The sequence below is a fragment of the Arthrobacter sp. ISL-48 genome (assembly GCF_018613805.1).
Lineage (GTDB): Bacteria > Actinomycetota > Actinomycetes > Actinomycetales > Micrococcaceae > Arthrobacter.
On the sequence record NZ_JAGGPL010000001.1, the window covers coordinates 164672 to 179686 of the forward strand.

A 15015-nucleotide genomic window follows, 5' to 3' on the forward strand; every position below is an offset into this window, starting at 1 on the left:
CGGCCCGGTCCCCACCCTGTCCATGCCGCAACGCCATGGCCGCTGGTCCCCGATCCCGCTCAGACGCGCTTCGTGTCGCGGCGGAAGGCCATGGCGGCTCCGGCGGCGAAGATGGTCAGCCAAAGGACCACATTAACGATCCAGGCCCAGTCGAATTCACCGGTGATGGGGCTCCTGGCCAGCTGCCCGATCCCATAGGCCGGCGTGAACCTGGCGATCTCGCCGAAGGTCTCCCCCATAACCTCGATCGGCATGAACAGGCCGCCGAGCATGGCCAGGATTGCGAGCGCCGGGCCGAGGATCTGCATGACGTTCTGGCTCGGCATCAGGTATCCGATGAACAGCCCCAGCGCCGCGAAGACCAAGGATCCCAGCCAGGCCACCAGCCCTGCCGTGAGCCAAATCCCGGCGTCCATGGTGACCCCGGCCAGGGCACCAATGGTGAACTGGGCAATGACGGCTACGAGGGACAGGGTCAGCGCGGCCACCGCCTTCACCGCGACGTATGCACCGGGCAGGAGCGGCGTGAGCCGAAGCTGCCGGCTCCACCCTTGTGCCCGCTCGACCGCCACTTGGCTGCCGGCGGCAGTGGCCGCGGTCATGGCCGCGTACACCGTGAGACTGATGAGGATGTACTGTCCGTAGTTGTGTCCGTTGGGCAGTTGCTCGTCCCTGTTGGACAGGCCGAATATGAAGAAGAAGACGGCCGGCATGAACACCGTGAAAATGATGGTCCGGCGGTTGCGGAGCATCCGCTTGATCTCGATCCACAGGAACGTGCGGTTGACGCCGCCGGCGGAAGGCTGCCGGCTCTGGATGGCAGTGGCTGCGCTCATACCAGGTCTCCTTTCAAGGTGCGCCCGGGCTCCGGGGCGGCATCGTCTCCGGTGAGCGCCATGAAGGCTTCCTCGAGGTTGTTGGAGGCTACCTCGACGTCGTGCGCGGCGGTGCTGTTGAGCAGGTAGCGGACGACGGCGTCGGAATCGCGGGTGCGGACCGTGACGCGTCCGCCCTCGAGCGCTACGCTGTCCGCCGCCGGAATTGCCGCAAGCAACTCCCTGTCCCCTTGGGGAAGGGAGGCCTTGACGGTCCGGCCGGACGCGAGGTTCTTGATCTGGGCTGCGGTCCCGTCCGCCACCACACTGCCTTGCCGGACCAGGACGATCCGGTCCGCGTACGCGTCGGCTTCCTCAAGATAGTGGGTGGCGAAGATGACTGTCCGTCCGCGCAAGGCATCGGCACGGATGGCGGTCCAGAAGTCACGCCGTCCGGCCACATCCATGCCCGTGGTGGGCTCGTCAAGGATGAGGAGCCCTGGGTCGGAGACGAGGGCCATCGCAAAGCGCAGCCGTTGCTGTTGGCCTCCCGAGCACTTTTCCACTTTGCGGTCGGCGATGTCCAGGATGCCCGCCCGTTCCAGGACTTCGTCCACGGGGCGGGAGGAAGAGAACATGGCGGCATTGAGCTGAACGGTTTCACGCACGCTGATGTCACGCAGCAGGCCTCCGGTCTGCATCACTGCCGCCACTTGGCCCCGGGCGATGGCCCCTCGGGGCGTGTGGCCGTAGACAGCGACGCTCCCTTGGTCAGGCGTGCTCAAGCCCAGGATCATGTCGATCGTGGTGGTCTTGCCGGCACCGTTGGGACCGAGGAAGGCCACCACCTCCCCCGGTTGCACGGTCAGGTCCAGGCCGCGGACGGCATGAACCTTTCCGAAACTCTTGTGCAGTCCGGCGGCATGGACCGCCGGAACACTCGTTGTTGTCATGGCTCTCCTTGACTGATGGTTGCTCTCCACTCCATCAAAGCCGCGATCGGCCGACTGAGCCGGGGCCGCGTGTAACCGATCAGGAATGACAAATGTCATGCATCAGGTGCCTGGACCGGAACAGGCGCCATGGCAGGTGGCACAAGGTGCCGGGTGCCGTTCTATCCTCGGTCCGCCCTGCGGCCCCTGCGGGTGGCGGGAGCGTCGGAATTTTCATACGTTGCGTGAGTGGACCGGCTGCTGGCGGCTGCCGCTGCGAGCGCGCCGGTGTCGCCGACCTCGTCCGGGTGGACGGAGTGCCCAACACGGCCTTGGTCTCCAAGGCTGCCACTGCCGGGCAAGCCGTCTGACGTCGCTCCTGCCGTCCGGATGCCCGTGGCCTTGACCACAAGCACGGCAATCAGGGTGGTGACGGGGATGGCGAGCACCAGTCCGATGGAGCCCACCAGGGTCCGGATGACTTCCTCGGACAGTTCGGCGCTCGTGATGGCGTCGGCCAGCGGACGGTCATACAGCATCACGATGATGAGGATGGGCAGGGCTGCACCGGCGTAGGCGAACGCTATGGTGTACACCGTGGAGGCGATATGGTCACGGCCTATGCGCATGGCGGACGTGAACAGTTTGCGGGCGCTGGAGTCCGGGGCGAGCTCATAGAGTTCCCAGACAGCGGACGACTGGGTGATGGTGACGTCGTTGAGGACGCCCAGCCCGGAGATGATCAGGCCGCAGAGGATCACGCCGCTGATGGAGATGTTGGCGGACGTATTGATCAGCGTGGCGGCGTCATGACTGCCAACTCCGGCGAGGTTGGCTGCATCAGTGGCCCAGGCCGCGAGCACCGCCGTGATGGCCAGGCCGAACATGGTGCCCAGCAGCGCGGTGGAGGTCCTGGCGGAGAAGCCATGGGCGAAATACAGCACGCCGATCATGATCACCGTGGCACCCACCAGAGCCAGCAGCAGCGGGGGCTTTCCCTCCACCAGGCCGGGCAGCATGAAGCTGCCCAGCACAAAGTACGCTCCCACCAGCCCGATCAAGGCCCGGAGGCCACGCCAGCGGGCGACAGCAATCACCACCACCGCGTACAACAAGGCCAGCAGAACAATGGGCAGGGTCCGCACGAAGTCCACAAAGATGTAGGCAGGGGATCCCTGCGAAGCCGACGCCCCCGGGGCCTGGGAGAGATTCAGGTACCTGATCTGGTCCCCAGGCTTAACGCCATGGGATTTGGCCACGTCCGGATTGATGACCACCTTGACCGGGCTGCCTCCCTGGTCCGGCTCAGTGAAGGCGAAGGTACAGTCTGTGCCCGGCTGACCCTGCTGATTGTCGGAGCCTGAGGACGGACCGGCGGCGGATCCCTGCATGCAGCTTTCCACCACAACACTTTGGATTTTTCCGGTGTCAAAGGTCACGCCGGGCGCTGCTGAATACGGGTTGGCGAGGGTGACCCCCTCCTTGCTTCCGGACGGCCACAGCATCGCCATGGCGACGACGGTGAGCAGCGTGAGCGGCACCAGCACTGCAGCAAGGATGCGGTTGGCCTTCCTGCGGGCAGCAACCGCCCCCGCCGTCGGCTCCGAATGTCCTGTGGAAGTGTGGGAGTGACCGGACCCCATCAGACGTTAGACCTCATACGTTGAACTCTAAGGCCGGCGCCTTAGGGTTGGTAAATGGACCAGGAAGTCAGAGGAACCCGGAGGGACCCGGAGTGACCCGGCGCAGGACTGAGGACAGCGGAAAGCTTGGCACCGGCGGGGCGGCGGAGCGCCCGGCACATCAGGCCGTGCTCACGGTGTTGGAGGCCTCAGGCCCCACTCTTGGGGTAGTGCTGGTGCTTCACGGCGGCCGTTCCTACAGCTATGCGCCGGTCACCGCACGCCATGTGAGCCCCGCCAGGATGGTTCCCTTAGCGCGGCATCTCCATCGCGCCGGCAAGCGTCACGGACTGGCTGTCTGGTCCCTGCGGAACAGCGTGCGCGGCTGGAACGGAGAGGACATGACACCGCTGCGGGATGCACGGTGGGCCCTAAAGCAGATCAGCGAGCGGCACCCAGGGGTTCCCGTCTATCTGCTGGGTCATTCCATGGGAGGACTGACGGCGGTGTGCGCTGCCGACGATCCGCAGGTGGATGCGGTGGTGGCGCTGGCCCCTTGGCTCAGTGCGGACGCCCCCGCCTCACGGGTCGCTGGCCGGAGGGTGCTGATCGTTCATGGCACCGCCGATCACCTGACCAGCCCGTCAGAATCCCTGAAGTTTGCCCAACGGGCAGCCGGAGACGCTGCGTCCATGCAATACGTCTCGCTCAAGGGGGCGGGGCATTTCATGGTCCGCCGGGTCCGGTTATGGCAGGCACTGGCCACCGGATTCGTGATGAAGGCGTTCAGCGACCGGACCGGCGCCAACCTGCCGGCGGCGCGGGTCATGGATGAGCTGGTGCCGGTATCCGCGGTCCATGTGACCCTCTAGGCGAGGCGGGGTGGCGCAGGCCGCCGTCGTTCTGAATCAGTCCGAGACGATGAGCGTCTCCGCGCCAGCCAGGCGTGCCTTGCCCCTTTCCAGCAAAGGCCCGACGGCGGCACGCAATGCAGTCATCGAATCGTCCAGTTCCAGCATGACCGGGTGCTGGTAGGCAATAAGCGAAAGCATGTCCCGGACCGCTTCGGCAGCATCCTCCGCCGCCAGGCCAGGCTCGTGGCCGACAAAAACATCCGTTGCGGCCGGGCCCTGGGCTGCTGCGTCCTGGGATACTGCGGCCTGGGATACTGCGGCCTGGGCAGCCTCCGCATAACTCACCGCGAAGGCACGGATCCGCCCTTTCTTGCTCGGGGCGACACCCGCGCCAAATGCGGACTCCGGCTCGGCGCGCAGCACGATGGCGCCGTGGGCGCCGGTCAGATCGTCCAGGAACAGTTTCTGCACCTGTCCCATGGAAAGCACACCAGGAGAATCCCAGCCGTGGATGGACGTGTAATACCGCCCCACCACATCCGTCAGCTCGACGGAGCCGGTGGCGAGATCCATGACCACATCCGAGCCGGCGTTCTCATCATTGGCCGGCCTCCCGCCGTCGTCCTTTGCGGGAAACACGGGCAGCTTCAGGGCACCCGGCTCCACGACCACAAGGCGGGACCGCTGGATGGGCGAAAGCCCGAACGCCTCGGCGAAAGCGGCCCCCGGGGTGCCGGGCTGCACTTTCGCGCGGAGACTCGTAACCCCTGACGGGGACCGTTCGGCTTCGCGGCGCAGCATCGTCAGGAGCGTGGCGCCGATGCCGGAGCGGCGGTGGTCCCGCGCCACCTCGATGTAGCTCCACAGCCGCTCGGGATGCAGGGACGCCTCGTAGACGACGCCGGCTGCAACGGGGATGCCGACGCCGTCCAGGACGTCCTCGGCCACGATGCAGCGGCGCCATGGTGTCCCGTCTGTGCCGTTCGACGAGACGGTCAGGGCGCCGCGGAACTGGCCGGCCTGGAAGGTGTCCGGATCCCCCCAGATTTCCAGCAGGGCCAGGTCGTCACCGTCACGCCATTCACGGTATTCGATGGCCATGCTCAGGCCCCGATCAGGCGTGCGGCCAGGTAGCCTTCCACCTTGTCCAGCGAAACGCGTTCCTGGCTCATGGTGTCGCGCTCACGGATGGTCACGGCCTGGTCCTCGAGCGTATCGAAGTCCACGGTGATGCAGAACGGGGTGCCGATCTCGTCCTGGCGGCGGTAGCGGCGGCCGATCGCGCCGGCGTCGTCGAAGTCGATGTTCCAGTTCTTGCGCAGCTGGGCGCCCAGTTCCTTGGCCTTCGGCGAGAGGTCCTCGTTGCGGCTCAGCGGCAGGACCGCCGCCTTGACCGGGGCCAGGCGCGGATCCAGCTTGAGGACAGTACGGACGTCGACGCCGCCCTTGGCGTTGGGCGCCTCGTCTTCCGTGTATGCGTCGATGAGGAAGGCCATGAAGGAGCGGGTGAGCCCGGCTGCGGGTTCGATCACGTAGGGGGTGTAGCGCTCGTTGGTGGCCTGGTTGAAGTAGCTGAGGTCCGTGCCGGAGGCCTTGGCGTGCGTGGAGAGGTCAAAGTCGGTGCGGTTGGCGATGCCTTCAAGCTCACCCCATTCCGAACCCTGGAAGCCGAAGCGGTATTCGATGTCCGTGGTGCCCTTGGAATAGTGGCTGAGCTTCTCCAGCGGGTGTTCGAATAGGCGCAGATTCTCTTCCCGGATACCGAGGCCGGTGTACCAGGACATTCGCTCCTTCATCCAGTACTGGTGCCACTCTTCGTCCGTGCCGGGCTCCACGAAGAACTCCATTTCCATCTGCTCGAATTCACGGGTGCGGAAAATGAAGTTTCCGGGGGTGATCTCGTTTCGGAAGGACTTGCCGATCTGGCCGATACCGAACGGCGGCTTCTTCCGCGAGGTGGTAAGGACGTTGTTGAAGTTCACGAAGATGCCCTGGGCCGTTTCCGGGCGGAGGTAGTGGAGGCCTTCGTCGTTGGCAACGGGGCCCAGGAAGGTCTTCAGGAGTCCTGAGAACTCCTGGGGTTCGGTCCATTGACCGCGCGTGCCGCAGTTGGCGCAGGCGATGTCCTTCAAGCCGTTTTCCGCCGGGCGGCCCTTCTTTTCCTCGTACTCTTCCTCGAGGTGGTCTGCCCGGTAGCGCTTGTGGCATGACAGGCATTCAACCAGCGGATCTGAGAAGACCTCCACGTGGCCGGAGGCTTCCCAAACCTGGCGGGGAAGGATGACGGAGGAGTCCAGGCCCACGACGTCATCGCGTCCGCGGACCATGGACTGCCACCACTGACGCTTGATGTTTTCCTTCAGCTCCGCGCCCAGGGGCCCGTAGTCCCAGGCAGAACGCGAACCACCGTAGATTTCACCGGCCTGGAACACGAAGCCCCTGCGCTTGGAAAGGGAAATGACCTGGTCGAGAACGGATTTTGCTGCCATGGTGGAACTCCAATTTCTACAGGGCCGCTGGGTGCGGTCCGCGGTTTCTGGCCCCGATGACACCATTGGTGTGGCACCACTGGTTGCCGGGCGGGGCGGGCGAAGGAAGTAGATGCAGAAAGCTGCGTGTCCTAGCCTACCGGCCACTACCTCCGGAAGGCGCCCCGCGGCCACGGCAAGGTTGCCAGAATGATGGCCGCCAGGGTGAGCAGGGTGCCCAGGACGGTGGCCGGCGCCACAATGGAGCCCGGGGCGGGCACCAGCAGGTCAAGGCCAAGGGACCCCAGAAGCTGCCCGGCGATCATGCCTAATCCGGTGACCAGCACGCCGAGGCTCCGGACCAGCATTGCGCCCAGCCCAATAAACACACAACCCATCGGGCCGCCGAGGTAGTACCACCACTCCCCTGGCAGGGCATTACCGGCCCCCAGCCAGGCCACCTTGAGGGCCCAGGCAATCCACAGCACCACACTGCCCGCCACAAAGTTCACCAGCGTGGCGGCGATGGGCGTCCCGTAGGTGACAGTCGCGGTGCCGTTCATGGCCTGTTGGAAACTCATGAGGAAGCCGGCCAGGATGGGAAGCAGGAGTGGAAGAATCAGCGTCGCCGGCCCGCCGGACCCGGCGCCATCCGGGCCGGCTGAAGCACCAGCGCCGTCGAACCTGGGCGAAACCGCCCAGGCCACGGCGGCAATGGTGAGCACGCAGCCGATGACCCTGATGCCGGTCACGGATTTCTTGCCGGCCGGGCCGATTCCCAGCCGGTCAACCAGCAGCCCGCTCACCGTCTGGCCCGTCACCGTCGCGACAGTGAACAGCGCCACCCCCAGCAGCCCCACGGTGAAGGATTGCGCGAAGACAAACAGGGCACCGATCCCGCCGGCCAGGACGTACACACGGGGGAAGGCGCGGCTGCGGACCGCGGGAACGATCCGGGCCAGCCCGGCACGGCCCGCGGGGAGGATCAATGAGATCAGGATCATCAGGACCAGGCCGGTGCTGAAACTTACTACCGCCGCGGCAATGCCATCGTTGAGACGGGCTCCCAGGGCACCGTTGATACGCCCCTGGACCGGGATCGCGAGCCCTGCTCCTACCGCCAGCGGGAGCCCCGCGAGCAGCGGCAGCCGTGGGGTGTGGGTCATTGAATTCACCTTACGTCAGGCATCATTGGTTGTATGAGCAACCAGGACATTGAAGAGATCCCGATCCGCGACAGCATGATCCGGCTTGGCCAGCTCCTGAAGCTCGCCAGCCTCGTGGAGGACGGCGTCGAGGCCACCGATCTCATCAGGAACGGGCTCGTCAAAGTCAACGGGGAGATCGACGACCGCCGCGGCCGCCAGCTGCACAACGGCGATACCGTCACCGTCAACGGGCAGACCGTGAGGGTCGTGGCGCCGGCAGCCTGATCCGCAGCGGCCTCCCCCTGACTGGCCTCCTCTGACCGGCCTCCGAGGAGCGGTGTGTCCGACGGGCTTTTACTTCTTCAGCACCTCATGGGTCAGGAACTCGGAAACATGCCCGATCTCCTGCTGATTGATGCCGTGCCACATTCCGGTGTACAGCACCTTGGTGAGCTTGACGTGTTGGCGTACCCAACCCATGGTGTAGTCAATCTTGTCCGGCGTAATGACCGGGTCCTGCTGGTCCCTGCCCCAGAACAGAGGGACGGAGCCATCCAGTTCATGGTCCCGGAAGGTGGGATCGTCGCCGGCATCCACCACAAACCCCGACAGTCCGACGACGGCGGCAAAGTCCGTGGGCCGCTGCCGGAGCAGCGTGGTGGCCATCGCCATTCCCATCGAAAACCCGAGCAGCGTCACCGACGGGTGTCCGGCTTTGATGGTGTCGATCCAGTCCAGCACGTAGCCGGAAGCCTTCTTGACGCCGTCGAGTGAATAGTCGATGGACGCCGTCAGCGGGAACCAGGTAAATCCCGGGCCCATCGCCAGGGGTGCACGGACTGAGGCCACGGCAAAGTCCCCGGGCAGCATGTCCGCCAGGCTCAGCAGGTCCTGTTCGTTGGCGCCGTAGCCGTGCAAGAGCACCAGCAGCGGCTTTCCGGCACGCTGGTTTTCAGGCTGGGACCACAAAACAACGGGGGCGGGAAATACAAGGGCATCAGTCATGGTTTCCATTGTTACAGTTACTGGCGAGCAGGAAGGGGCAGGAACCTACGGTGGCGTAGCTTGCGACAGGGAAGGCAGGATAGGACCGTGAGTGAAGCAAGAGCCATGCAGAATCCCACGGCAGCCGTGGAATCCCACCCCTGGAGCCGGTATGTAGCCCTCGGGGATTCCTTCACGGAGGGCATCGGCGACCCCGAGCCCTCAAGCCCCGGCGGCTACCGCGGCTGGGCGGACCGGGTGGCGGAAGAACTGGGCCGCGGGCAGAGCGATTTCGCGTACGCGAACCTCGCGGTCCGCGGCAGGCTCCTTCAGCAGATCGTGGACCAGCAGCTCGCCCCGTGCCTGGCTCTGAAGCCGGATCTGGTGACCCTTTCGGCTGGCGGCAACGACCTTATCCGGCCCGGCGGCGACCCCGATGCCCTGGCGGAAAAGCTCGATTCGGTGGTCCAGATCCTTGGCATGGGCGGCGCCACCGTGGTGCTGTTCAACGGTCCCGATACTGGTTCCTCCGTGCTGGGCCGGGTCCGCAGTAAAGTGGCCATCTACAACGAGAACCTTCGGACAGTTGCCGCCCGTCACGACGCCGTCATCGCGGACATGTGGTCCCTCCGGCAGCTCAGCGATCCGCAGATGTGGGACGAGGACAGGCTGCACTTCTCACCACTGGGCCATCACACCATCGCAGCCATGGTCCTCGACTCGCTCAACGTGCGCCACAGCCTTGAACCGCTGGTGCCCAAGCCTTTGCCGCAGCGGACCTGGCGGGAAGCCCGCACCGGCGACCTGGTGTGGGCGCGTGAATACTTCGTCCCCTGGGTGGTACGGCGGCTGCGCCACCGCTCGTCGGGTGATGGGATCACGGCAAAGCGTCCGACGGCGGGGCCCGTGTTCGGCCCCGGTGTCCCGATGGGATCCGGCGAAGGTCCGCTGGGCACTACCGACGCCCACCGCTAGCGCGGACCTCAAGGCAGGAAACCACATGACGCGGAGTATGGATCCGGACGAGCCCGGTATGGATCCGGATGAGTTGGTACGGCTCCGGCTCCGGGCCCAGATGCTCCGCGGGCCAGCGGCGGCCTCCCCCGAAGACTCCCTCCGGAACCTGCTTGCCGTGCAGGCGCAGGAATTTCCCTATGCCCGCTGGAGCCTGGCCCAGCGGACATCGTCCGCCACCGCGGCCGATGTGGAGCAGGCTGTAGCCGACGGGCGGATCCTGCGCACGCATATCCTGAGGCCCACCTGGCATTTCGTCCACCGGGATGATCTGCGTTGGCTGATGGCGCTGTCCGCACCCCGGCTTCACCGGGGCAACGCAGGTATGTACCGGCGGACCGGTATTGACGCGGCAGCCGCCTTCCGGGGAGGGCAGGCCATGGCCGAGGCTGTCAGAGGCGGACGCCATCTGACCAGGGAGCAGCTCGCGGCCACTCTGCAGGACGCGGGTTTCGAAGCGAAGGGGCTCGAACTGGTCTACCTGATCATGCATGCGGAGATCACCGGGGTCCTTGCCAGCGGCTCACCTGTGCGGAGTGCGGGCGGAGCGCTGAAGCAAACGTACGCCCTCTTCGAAGAGCGGGTGCCGGCCGGGCCGGCGGTGCCCATGACCCGGGCGGAAGCCCTCGCCGAACTGGTCCGGCGCTACTTCACCAGCCGCGGTCCGGCCACCATCAAGGACTGTGCCGACTGGTCGGGGCTGACCATGGCCGATGTCCGGCAAGGCCTGCAGCATGCCTTGGACGCCGACCCGGCTGTACTGGCCACTGCGGTGATTGACGGCGTCGGGTTTTATTTCGGACCGGGGATGGATGCTGGCGATCCCACCGGCCAGGCACGGCCCCGCATCGACCTGGTCCAGTGCTACGACGAATACGTCATGGGGTACTCCGCCACCAGGCACTACTTGGGCGGCAGGGCACCGGCCTTGCCCGTGGCTGACGCCCCCATCCATGTGGTGCTGCTGGACGGACGGATGATCGGATCGTGGCGGCATACCCTGCTGCCCGGCCGCTGCGAAGTGGATGTCCGGCTGTCCGCGTCCGCTGAGCCGCTCAATGCTGCGGTGGAATCTGCGGTGGCAAGATACGCGGCCTTCCTGGGAATGCCGGCCGTGCGTGTGCAGCCCGGGGCTAAGCTGGAGGCACACATATGAGAGGCGCGGCACCGTGAACAGTCTGTTTTTCTGGATCATCGTTTTGTCGTTCGTGATTCCCATGGCGATGCGGATGTACCGGAAATCCGTCCACCGCCGGAACCAGGAACAGAGTTTTTCCGGCCGCTATCCGGAACAGTTTCCGGGTGCGGACCGCGGGCCGCAGAGCAGCCAGCCCCGTGACGGCTACACGCAGCAGGACTACATGGCGGGCGGCTTCCGCCAGATCGGAAGCCCCCAGCCGTTGCCGCCCGCCCAGCCCCTGCCGCCGTCAAATGAGCCGTTTCCGCCGTATGACCAGCCGATGACTCCCCAGGAGCAGGCACCAGAGCAGGGAACGCCGCAGCAGCCGGCAGCCCCCGTGACTCCCCCGCCGCCGTCGGCGCCGCAGGGCTACCGCGCCCGGAAGCTCGCCGAACTGGACCAGCAGTACAGCAACGGCGAACTGGCGATGGAAGACTACATGGCCCGCCGCGCCGAAATCATGAACGGCTAGTTCCTTGCTACGGCAGGGGCCTTATGACAAAAAGGGCTAAACCAGGAATGTCTTCCGGAGCTGGCCGCCGAGCTGTCCGATCTCGGTGAGGAACCCGTCGTGGCCGATCGGCGCTTCAATCAGGTGCACGTCCACGTCCCCCGGCAAGGCAGCAGCGAGCTCATGTGACTGGGACGGGAAGTACAGCCGGTCACTGTCTACGGCAGCCACGAAAAACCGTGCGGTGGCCCGGCCGAGCGTCTCGTCCAGGGAACCGCGCCCCCGGCAGACGTCGTGGCTCATGAGGGCCTCTGTGATGGCGATGTAGCTGTTCGCGTCAAAGCGCCGGACAAGTTTCGTGCCCTGGTGGTCCAGGTAGCTTTCCACTTGGTAGCGGCCACGGTCCGCCAGGGACCCGGCCTGCAGCGGCGTTTCCGTCGGCTGGGCCGACCGTCCGAAGCGCCCGTCGAATTCCTGGGCCGAGCGGTAGGTGATATGGGCGATCCGCCGCGCCAGCGCCAGGCCGTCCTCCGGGAAGGGACCGCCGTAGTAGTCGCCGTCGTTGAAGTTGGCATCCTGCCGGATCGCCAGGGTCTGCGCCTGAGCAAACGCGATCTGTTCGGCGGTGCTCGCGGCTCCAATCGAAATCACGGCGCAGCGCCGCACCCGCTCCGGATAGGTGACCGCCCACTCCAGGGCCCGCGCGCCGCCCATCGAGCCGCCCAGGACCGCGAACCAGCTCTGGATGCCCAGCTGGTCAGCCAGCCTGGCCTCGGCCACCGTGCTGTCTCGGAGGGTGACCAGGGGAAAGCGGGAGCCCCAGGGCCTTCCGTCCGGCGCAGGCGATGACGGCCCGGTGGATCCGTAGCAGCCACCCACGATGTTAATGGAGACGACGAAGAACCGGTCCGTGTCCACGGGAGCCCCGGGGCCGGCCAGCTGCTCCCACCAGCCGGGCTCGTCGCTGTCGCCCCGGGTCACGTGCGTGCTGCCTGTGAGGGCGTGCTCAACGAGGACGGCATTGGAACGGTCGTCGTTGAGCGTGCCCCACGTTTCGTAGGCCAGTGTGACGTCCGGGAGGTAGCCGCCGGCTTCGAGCGACAGCCCCCCGATGGTGGCATAACGGAGCACGCCGTTTTCGGGTACGGCGGTGCGGGAGACGGTAATCGTCATATGAGGACCTTTTCTACGCGCTTGCCTGCCGTCAAATGACCGGCAGGCCAGGTCTTCACCCGGGGCACCCCACCGCGGAAGGAGGGTTGCCGGCCAGCAAGCCGGGGCTGTCACTGGCACTCATGACCTCCCTTGAGTGTACGAAACAGCCGACGCCTATGGCCAAGAATGTGACTGGTTTATGACTTTCCGGCCTTTGGAAACGTCGACCGGTCTTTTGTCAGCATCCACGCTGCAGTTTCATTGGATTCGCGCAGGTTCCGCAACATCCGCGCAGGATCTTCTGAAATCCGTCCGCAGCATGCCGCCCCCGCTAGATTTAGGTCTGGGAAATCATTGCCCAGCTTCATCCTGACCGCACAGAAAGACCGAGATTCCCTTGCCCCAGTTTCTGCGTCTGGCCCGTCATGCTGTCGTTCTCCTGTCCTCCGCTGCCGTTTGCTCCACCTTGCTGGTAGTGGGGACCGGAACCGTAACTGCGGCATCCGCAGCCCCTCAGGTCAGTGCGAGCGGGCGCTACCTCGTCCGGTTCGCTCCTGGGGCGGATGTCCCAGGCGAGGCGAGGGCGCTGCGAGCCCAGGGGATCGGCGTCACCCGCACGTTTGAAACGGCGGTGCAGGGTGCCTCCATCAAGGCGAACGCGGCGCAGGCTGCTGCCCTTGCCGGCTCCGGAAGGGCTCTATCGGTGGAGCCGGACCTGCCGGTCACGGTTTCCGAAACCCAGCAACCCGCCCCCTGGGGACTCGACCGGTCCGACCAGCGGACCCTGCCCCTTTCCGGGTCCTACACGCCTCCGGCGTCCGGACTGGGCGTCAGCGTTTACGTTCTCGACACCGGAATCCTCTCCTCACACGCCGACTTTGGAGGCCGGGTTGCCTCCGGGTGGTCTGCGATTGCCGACGGTACCGGGTGGAGCGACTGCAACGGGCATGGGACGCACGTGGCAGGGATCATCGGTGGAGCTGTCTACGGCGTGGCCAAAGCCGTCACCCTCATCCCCGTGCGCGCCTTGGGCTGCGACGGTACGGGCCTTTATTCTGATGTCATAGCCGGGCTGGACTGGATTGCCGGTAACCACAAAGCCGGAACTCCGGCGGTGGTCAACCTCAGCATCGGCGGCCCAAGCAGCAGCACCCTTGACGCCGCAGTCCAAGCCGTCATCGACGACGGCGTCACTGCAGTCGTCGCCGCAGGCAACAGTGCTACCGACGCCTGCACAGCATCCCCGGCAGACACGCCGAACGCCCTGACGGTTGCGGCCAGCGATTCCTCCGATCGGCAGGCCTCATTCTCCAATTTCGGTACATGCGTGGACATCTACGCTCCAGGAGTAGGGATTAGTTCCGATTGGAACACCTCGTCGTCTGCCACGGCATCACTCAGCGGTACGTCAATGGCCACCCCCCATGTGGCTGGCGCTGCAGCGCTACTTTTGTCCCAAAACCCCCTCCTGACCCCTGCCCAGGTAACGGACGCAATACTTTCTTCTGCCGACACGGGAATGATCACAGGCGCCGGTAACGGAACCCCTAACCGGCTGCTTTACATTGCCCCAACGGCGGGAGGAAGCGACTCCCCTGCTGCCGGAGCGTTTTCATCCCAGGCCCCGTTCCGGCAACTGGACACCCGCGACGGCACCGGCGGCGTCACCGGAGCCGTCGGACCCGGGGCGACCATCCGCGTCCAGGTCACCGGCCGCGGCGGGATCCCCGCCACCGGCGTCTCCGCCGTCGCCGTGAACATCACCGCCACCCAAGGCCAAAAACTCGGATACATCACCGCCTACGCCAGCGGCACCGCCCAACCAGGAACCTCCAACCTGAACTACCTCCCAGGCCAGGACATCCCCAACCTCGTCATCGCCCCCGTCGGCGCAGACGGAAAAATAGCCCTCACCAACACCTCCACCGGCACCGTCCACCTCATCGCCGACACCGCCGGCTACTACCTCGCCGGAACACCCACCGCCGCCGGAACCTATGACGCACTAGCCCCGTTCCGGCAACTGGACACCCGCGACGGCACCGGCGGCGTCACCGAAGCCGTCGGACCCGGGGCAACCATCCGCGTCCAGGTCACCGGCCGCGGCGGGATCCCCGCCACCGGCGTCTCCGCCGTCGCCGTGAACATCACCGCCACCCAAGGCCAAAAACTCGGATACATCACCGCCTACGCCAGCGGCACCACCCAACCAGGAACCTCCAACCTGAACTACCTCCCAGGCCAGGACATCCCCAACCTCGTCATCGCCCCCGTCGGCGCAGACGGAAAAATAGCCCTCACCAACACCTCCACCGGCACCGTCCACCTCATCGCCGACACCGCCGGCTTCTACCTCGCCGGATGAAGGCCTCCTGTGATGCTGCCGCCGCAC

14 protein-coding genes and 1 riboswitch are annotated in these 15015 nt (G+C 65.8%); of the genes, 6 read left to right on the forward strand and 8 right to left on the reverse strand.

Annotated elements, in window-relative coordinates:
• Nucleotides 1–59: 59 nt before the first annotated feature.
• From J7E83_RS00805 to J7E83_RS00815, 3 genes are all read right to left on the reverse strand, one after another.
• Nucleotides 60–836, reverse strand: a complete 777-nt coding sequence (locus J7E83_RS00805; RefSeq protein WP_251043267.1) for an ABC transporter permease — start codon at nucleotides 834–836, stop codon at nucleotides 60–62.
• Complete coding sequence (locus J7E83_RS00810; RefSeq protein WP_214958520.1) at nucleotides 833–1768, reverse strand: ABC transporter ATP-binding protein; 936 nt, start codon at nucleotides 1766–1768, stop codon at nucleotides 833–835. Before J7E83_RS00810 ends, J7E83_RS00805 begins: the two co-directional genes overlap by 4 nt.
• Nucleotides 1769–1929: 161 nt before the next feature.
• On the reverse strand, nucleotides 1930–3390 hold the full coding sequence (locus tag J7E83_RS00815; RefSeq protein ID WP_214958521.1) for a YibE/F family protein: 1461 nt from the start codon (nucleotides 3388–3390) through the stop codon (nucleotides 1930–1932).
• A 92-nt stretch (nucleotides 3391–3482) separates the two neighbouring features.
• Between J7E83_RS00815 and J7E83_RS00820 the strand changes: the two genes are divergently transcribed.
• A complete protein-coding gene (locus J7E83_RS00820) occupies nucleotides 3483–4241 on the forward strand; it encodes an alpha/beta fold hydrolase (RefSeq protein WP_311379547.1) in 759 nt (252 codons plus the stop codon).
• Nucleotides 4242–4277: 36 nt separating this feature from the next.
• On the opposite strand, the gene J7E83_RS00825 is transcribed toward J7E83_RS00820, so the two are convergent.
• The 3 genes from J7E83_RS00825 to J7E83_RS00835 all read right to left on the reverse strand — a co-directional run bounded on the left by J7E83_RS00825 (nucleotide 4278) and on the right by J7E83_RS00835 (nucleotide 7857).
• A complete protein-coding gene (locus J7E83_RS00825) occupies nucleotides 4278–5324 on the reverse strand; it encodes a GNAT family N-acetyltransferase (protein WP_214958522.1) in 1047 nt (348 codons plus the stop codon).
• Between the two features lie 2 nt (nucleotides 5325–5326).
• Complete coding sequence (locus tag J7E83_RS00830; protein ID WP_214958523.1) at nucleotides 5327–6712, reverse strand: glycine--tRNA ligase; 1386 nt, start codon at nucleotides 6710–6712, stop codon at nucleotides 5327–5329.
• 146 nt (nucleotides 6713–6858) lie between these two features.
• A complete protein-coding gene (locus J7E83_RS00835) occupies nucleotides 6859–7857 on the reverse strand; it encodes a DMT family transporter (protein ID WP_214958524.1) in 999 nt (332 codons plus the stop codon).
• Between the two features lie 33 nt (nucleotides 7858–7890).
• On the opposite strand from J7E83_RS00835, the gene J7E83_RS00840 reads away from it, so the two are divergent.
• Nucleotides 7891–8124, forward strand: coding sequence for an RNA-binding S4 domain-containing protein (locus J7E83_RS00840; protein ID WP_214958525.1), 234 nt, complete (start codon nucleotides 7891–7893; stop codon nucleotides 8122–8124).
• A 69-nt stretch (nucleotides 8125–8193) separates the two neighbouring features.
• Here J7E83_RS00840 and J7E83_RS00845 read toward each other — a convergent pair whose 3' ends face one another.
• Nucleotides 8194–8844 (reverse strand): alpha/beta hydrolase, encoded by a 651-nt coding sequence (locus J7E83_RS00845; RefSeq protein WP_214958526.1) that lies wholly within the window; start codon nucleotides 8842–8844, stop codon nucleotides 8194–8196.
• 105 nt (nucleotides 8845–8949) lie between these two features.
• Between J7E83_RS00845 and J7E83_RS00850 the strand changes: the two genes are divergently transcribed.
• Genes J7E83_RS00850 through J7E83_RS00860 form a run of 3 tightly spaced genes read left to right on the forward strand, consistent with a single transcriptional unit; the run spans nucleotide 8950 to nucleotide 11489 of the window.
• A complete protein-coding gene (locus tag J7E83_RS00850; protein WP_214958797.1) occupies nucleotides 8950–9798 on the forward strand; it encodes an SGNH/GDSL hydrolase family protein in 849 nt (282 codons plus the stop codon).
• A gap of 25 nt (nucleotides 9799–9823) precedes the next feature.
• On the forward strand, nucleotides 9824–10993 hold the full coding sequence (locus tag J7E83_RS00855) for a winged helix DNA-binding domain-containing protein (protein WP_251043268.1): 1170 nt from the start codon (nucleotides 9824–9826) through the stop codon (nucleotides 10991–10993).
• Nucleotides 10994–11006: 13 nt separating this feature from the next.
• The gene (locus J7E83_RS00860; protein ID WP_214958527.1) at nucleotides 11007–11489 is read left to right on the forward strand and encodes a hypothetical protein; all 483 of its coding nucleotides are present in this window, start codon (nucleotides 11007–11009) and stop codon (nucleotides 11487–11489) included.
• Between the two features lie 36 nt (nucleotides 11490–11525).
• Here J7E83_RS00860 and J7E83_RS00865 read toward each other — a convergent pair whose 3' ends face one another.
• Entirely contained in the window at nucleotides 11526–12641 is a 1116-nt protein-coding gene (locus J7E83_RS00865) for a homoserine O-acetyltransferase (RefSeq protein WP_214958528.1), read from the reverse strand.
• A 12-nt stretch (nucleotides 12642–12653) separates the two neighbouring features.
• Nucleotides 12654–12769: riboswitch (SAM riboswitch) on the reverse strand.
• A gap of 251 nt (nucleotides 12770–13020) precedes the next feature.
• Between J7E83_RS00865 and J7E83_RS00870 the strand changes: the two genes are divergently transcribed.
• The gene (locus J7E83_RS00870) at nucleotides 13021–14988 is read left to right on the forward strand and encodes a S8 family peptidase (protein ID WP_251043269.1); all 1968 of its coding nucleotides are present in this window, start codon (nucleotides 13021–13023) and stop codon (nucleotides 14986–14988) included.
• The last annotated feature ends 27 nt before the right edge of the window (nucleotides 14989–15015 follow it).

Coding starts and splice junctions, on each gene's coding strand:
- J7E83_RS00835 (WP_214958524.1), bottom strand. CDS start 7,857: ATGACCCACACCCCACGGCTGCCGCTGCTCGCGGGGCTCCCGCTGGCG.
- J7E83_RS00840 (WP_214958525.1), top strand. CDS start 7,891: ATGAGCAACCAGGACATTGAAGAGATCCCGATCCGCGACAGCATGATC.
- J7E83_RS00830 (WP_214958523.1), bottom strand. CDS start 6,712: ATGGCAGCAAAATCCGTTCTCGACCAGGTCATTTCCCTTTCCAAGCGC.
- J7E83_RS00865 (WP_214958528.1), bottom strand. CDS start 12,641: ATGACGATTACCGTCTCCCGCACCGCCGTACCCGAAAACGGCGTGCTC.
- J7E83_RS00805 (WP_251043267.1), bottom strand. CDS start 836: ATGAGCGCAGCCACTGCCATCCAGAGCCGGCAGCCTTCCGCCGGCGGC.
- J7E83_RS00850 (WP_214958797.1), top strand. CDS start 8,950: ATGCAGAATCCCACGGCAGCCGTGGAATCCCACCCCTGGAGCCGGTAT.
- J7E83_RS00815 (WP_214958521.1), bottom strand. CDS start 3,390: ATGGGGTCCGGTCACTCCCACACTTCCACAGGACATTCGGAGCCGACG.
- J7E83_RS00855 (WP_251043268.1), top strand. CDS start 9,824: ATGACGCGGAGTATGGATCCGGACGAGCCCGGTATGGATCCGGATGAG.
- J7E83_RS00825 (WP_214958522.1), bottom strand. CDS start 5,324: ATGGCCATCGAATACCGTGAATGGCGTGACGGTGACGACCTGGCCCTG.
- J7E83_RS00810 (WP_214958520.1), bottom strand. CDS start 1,768: ATGACAACAACGAGTGTTCCGGCGGTCCATGCCGCCGGACTGCACAAG.
- J7E83_RS00845 (WP_214958526.1), bottom strand. CDS start 8,844: ATGACTGATGCCCTTGTATTTCCCGCCCCCGTTGTTTTGTGGTCCCAG.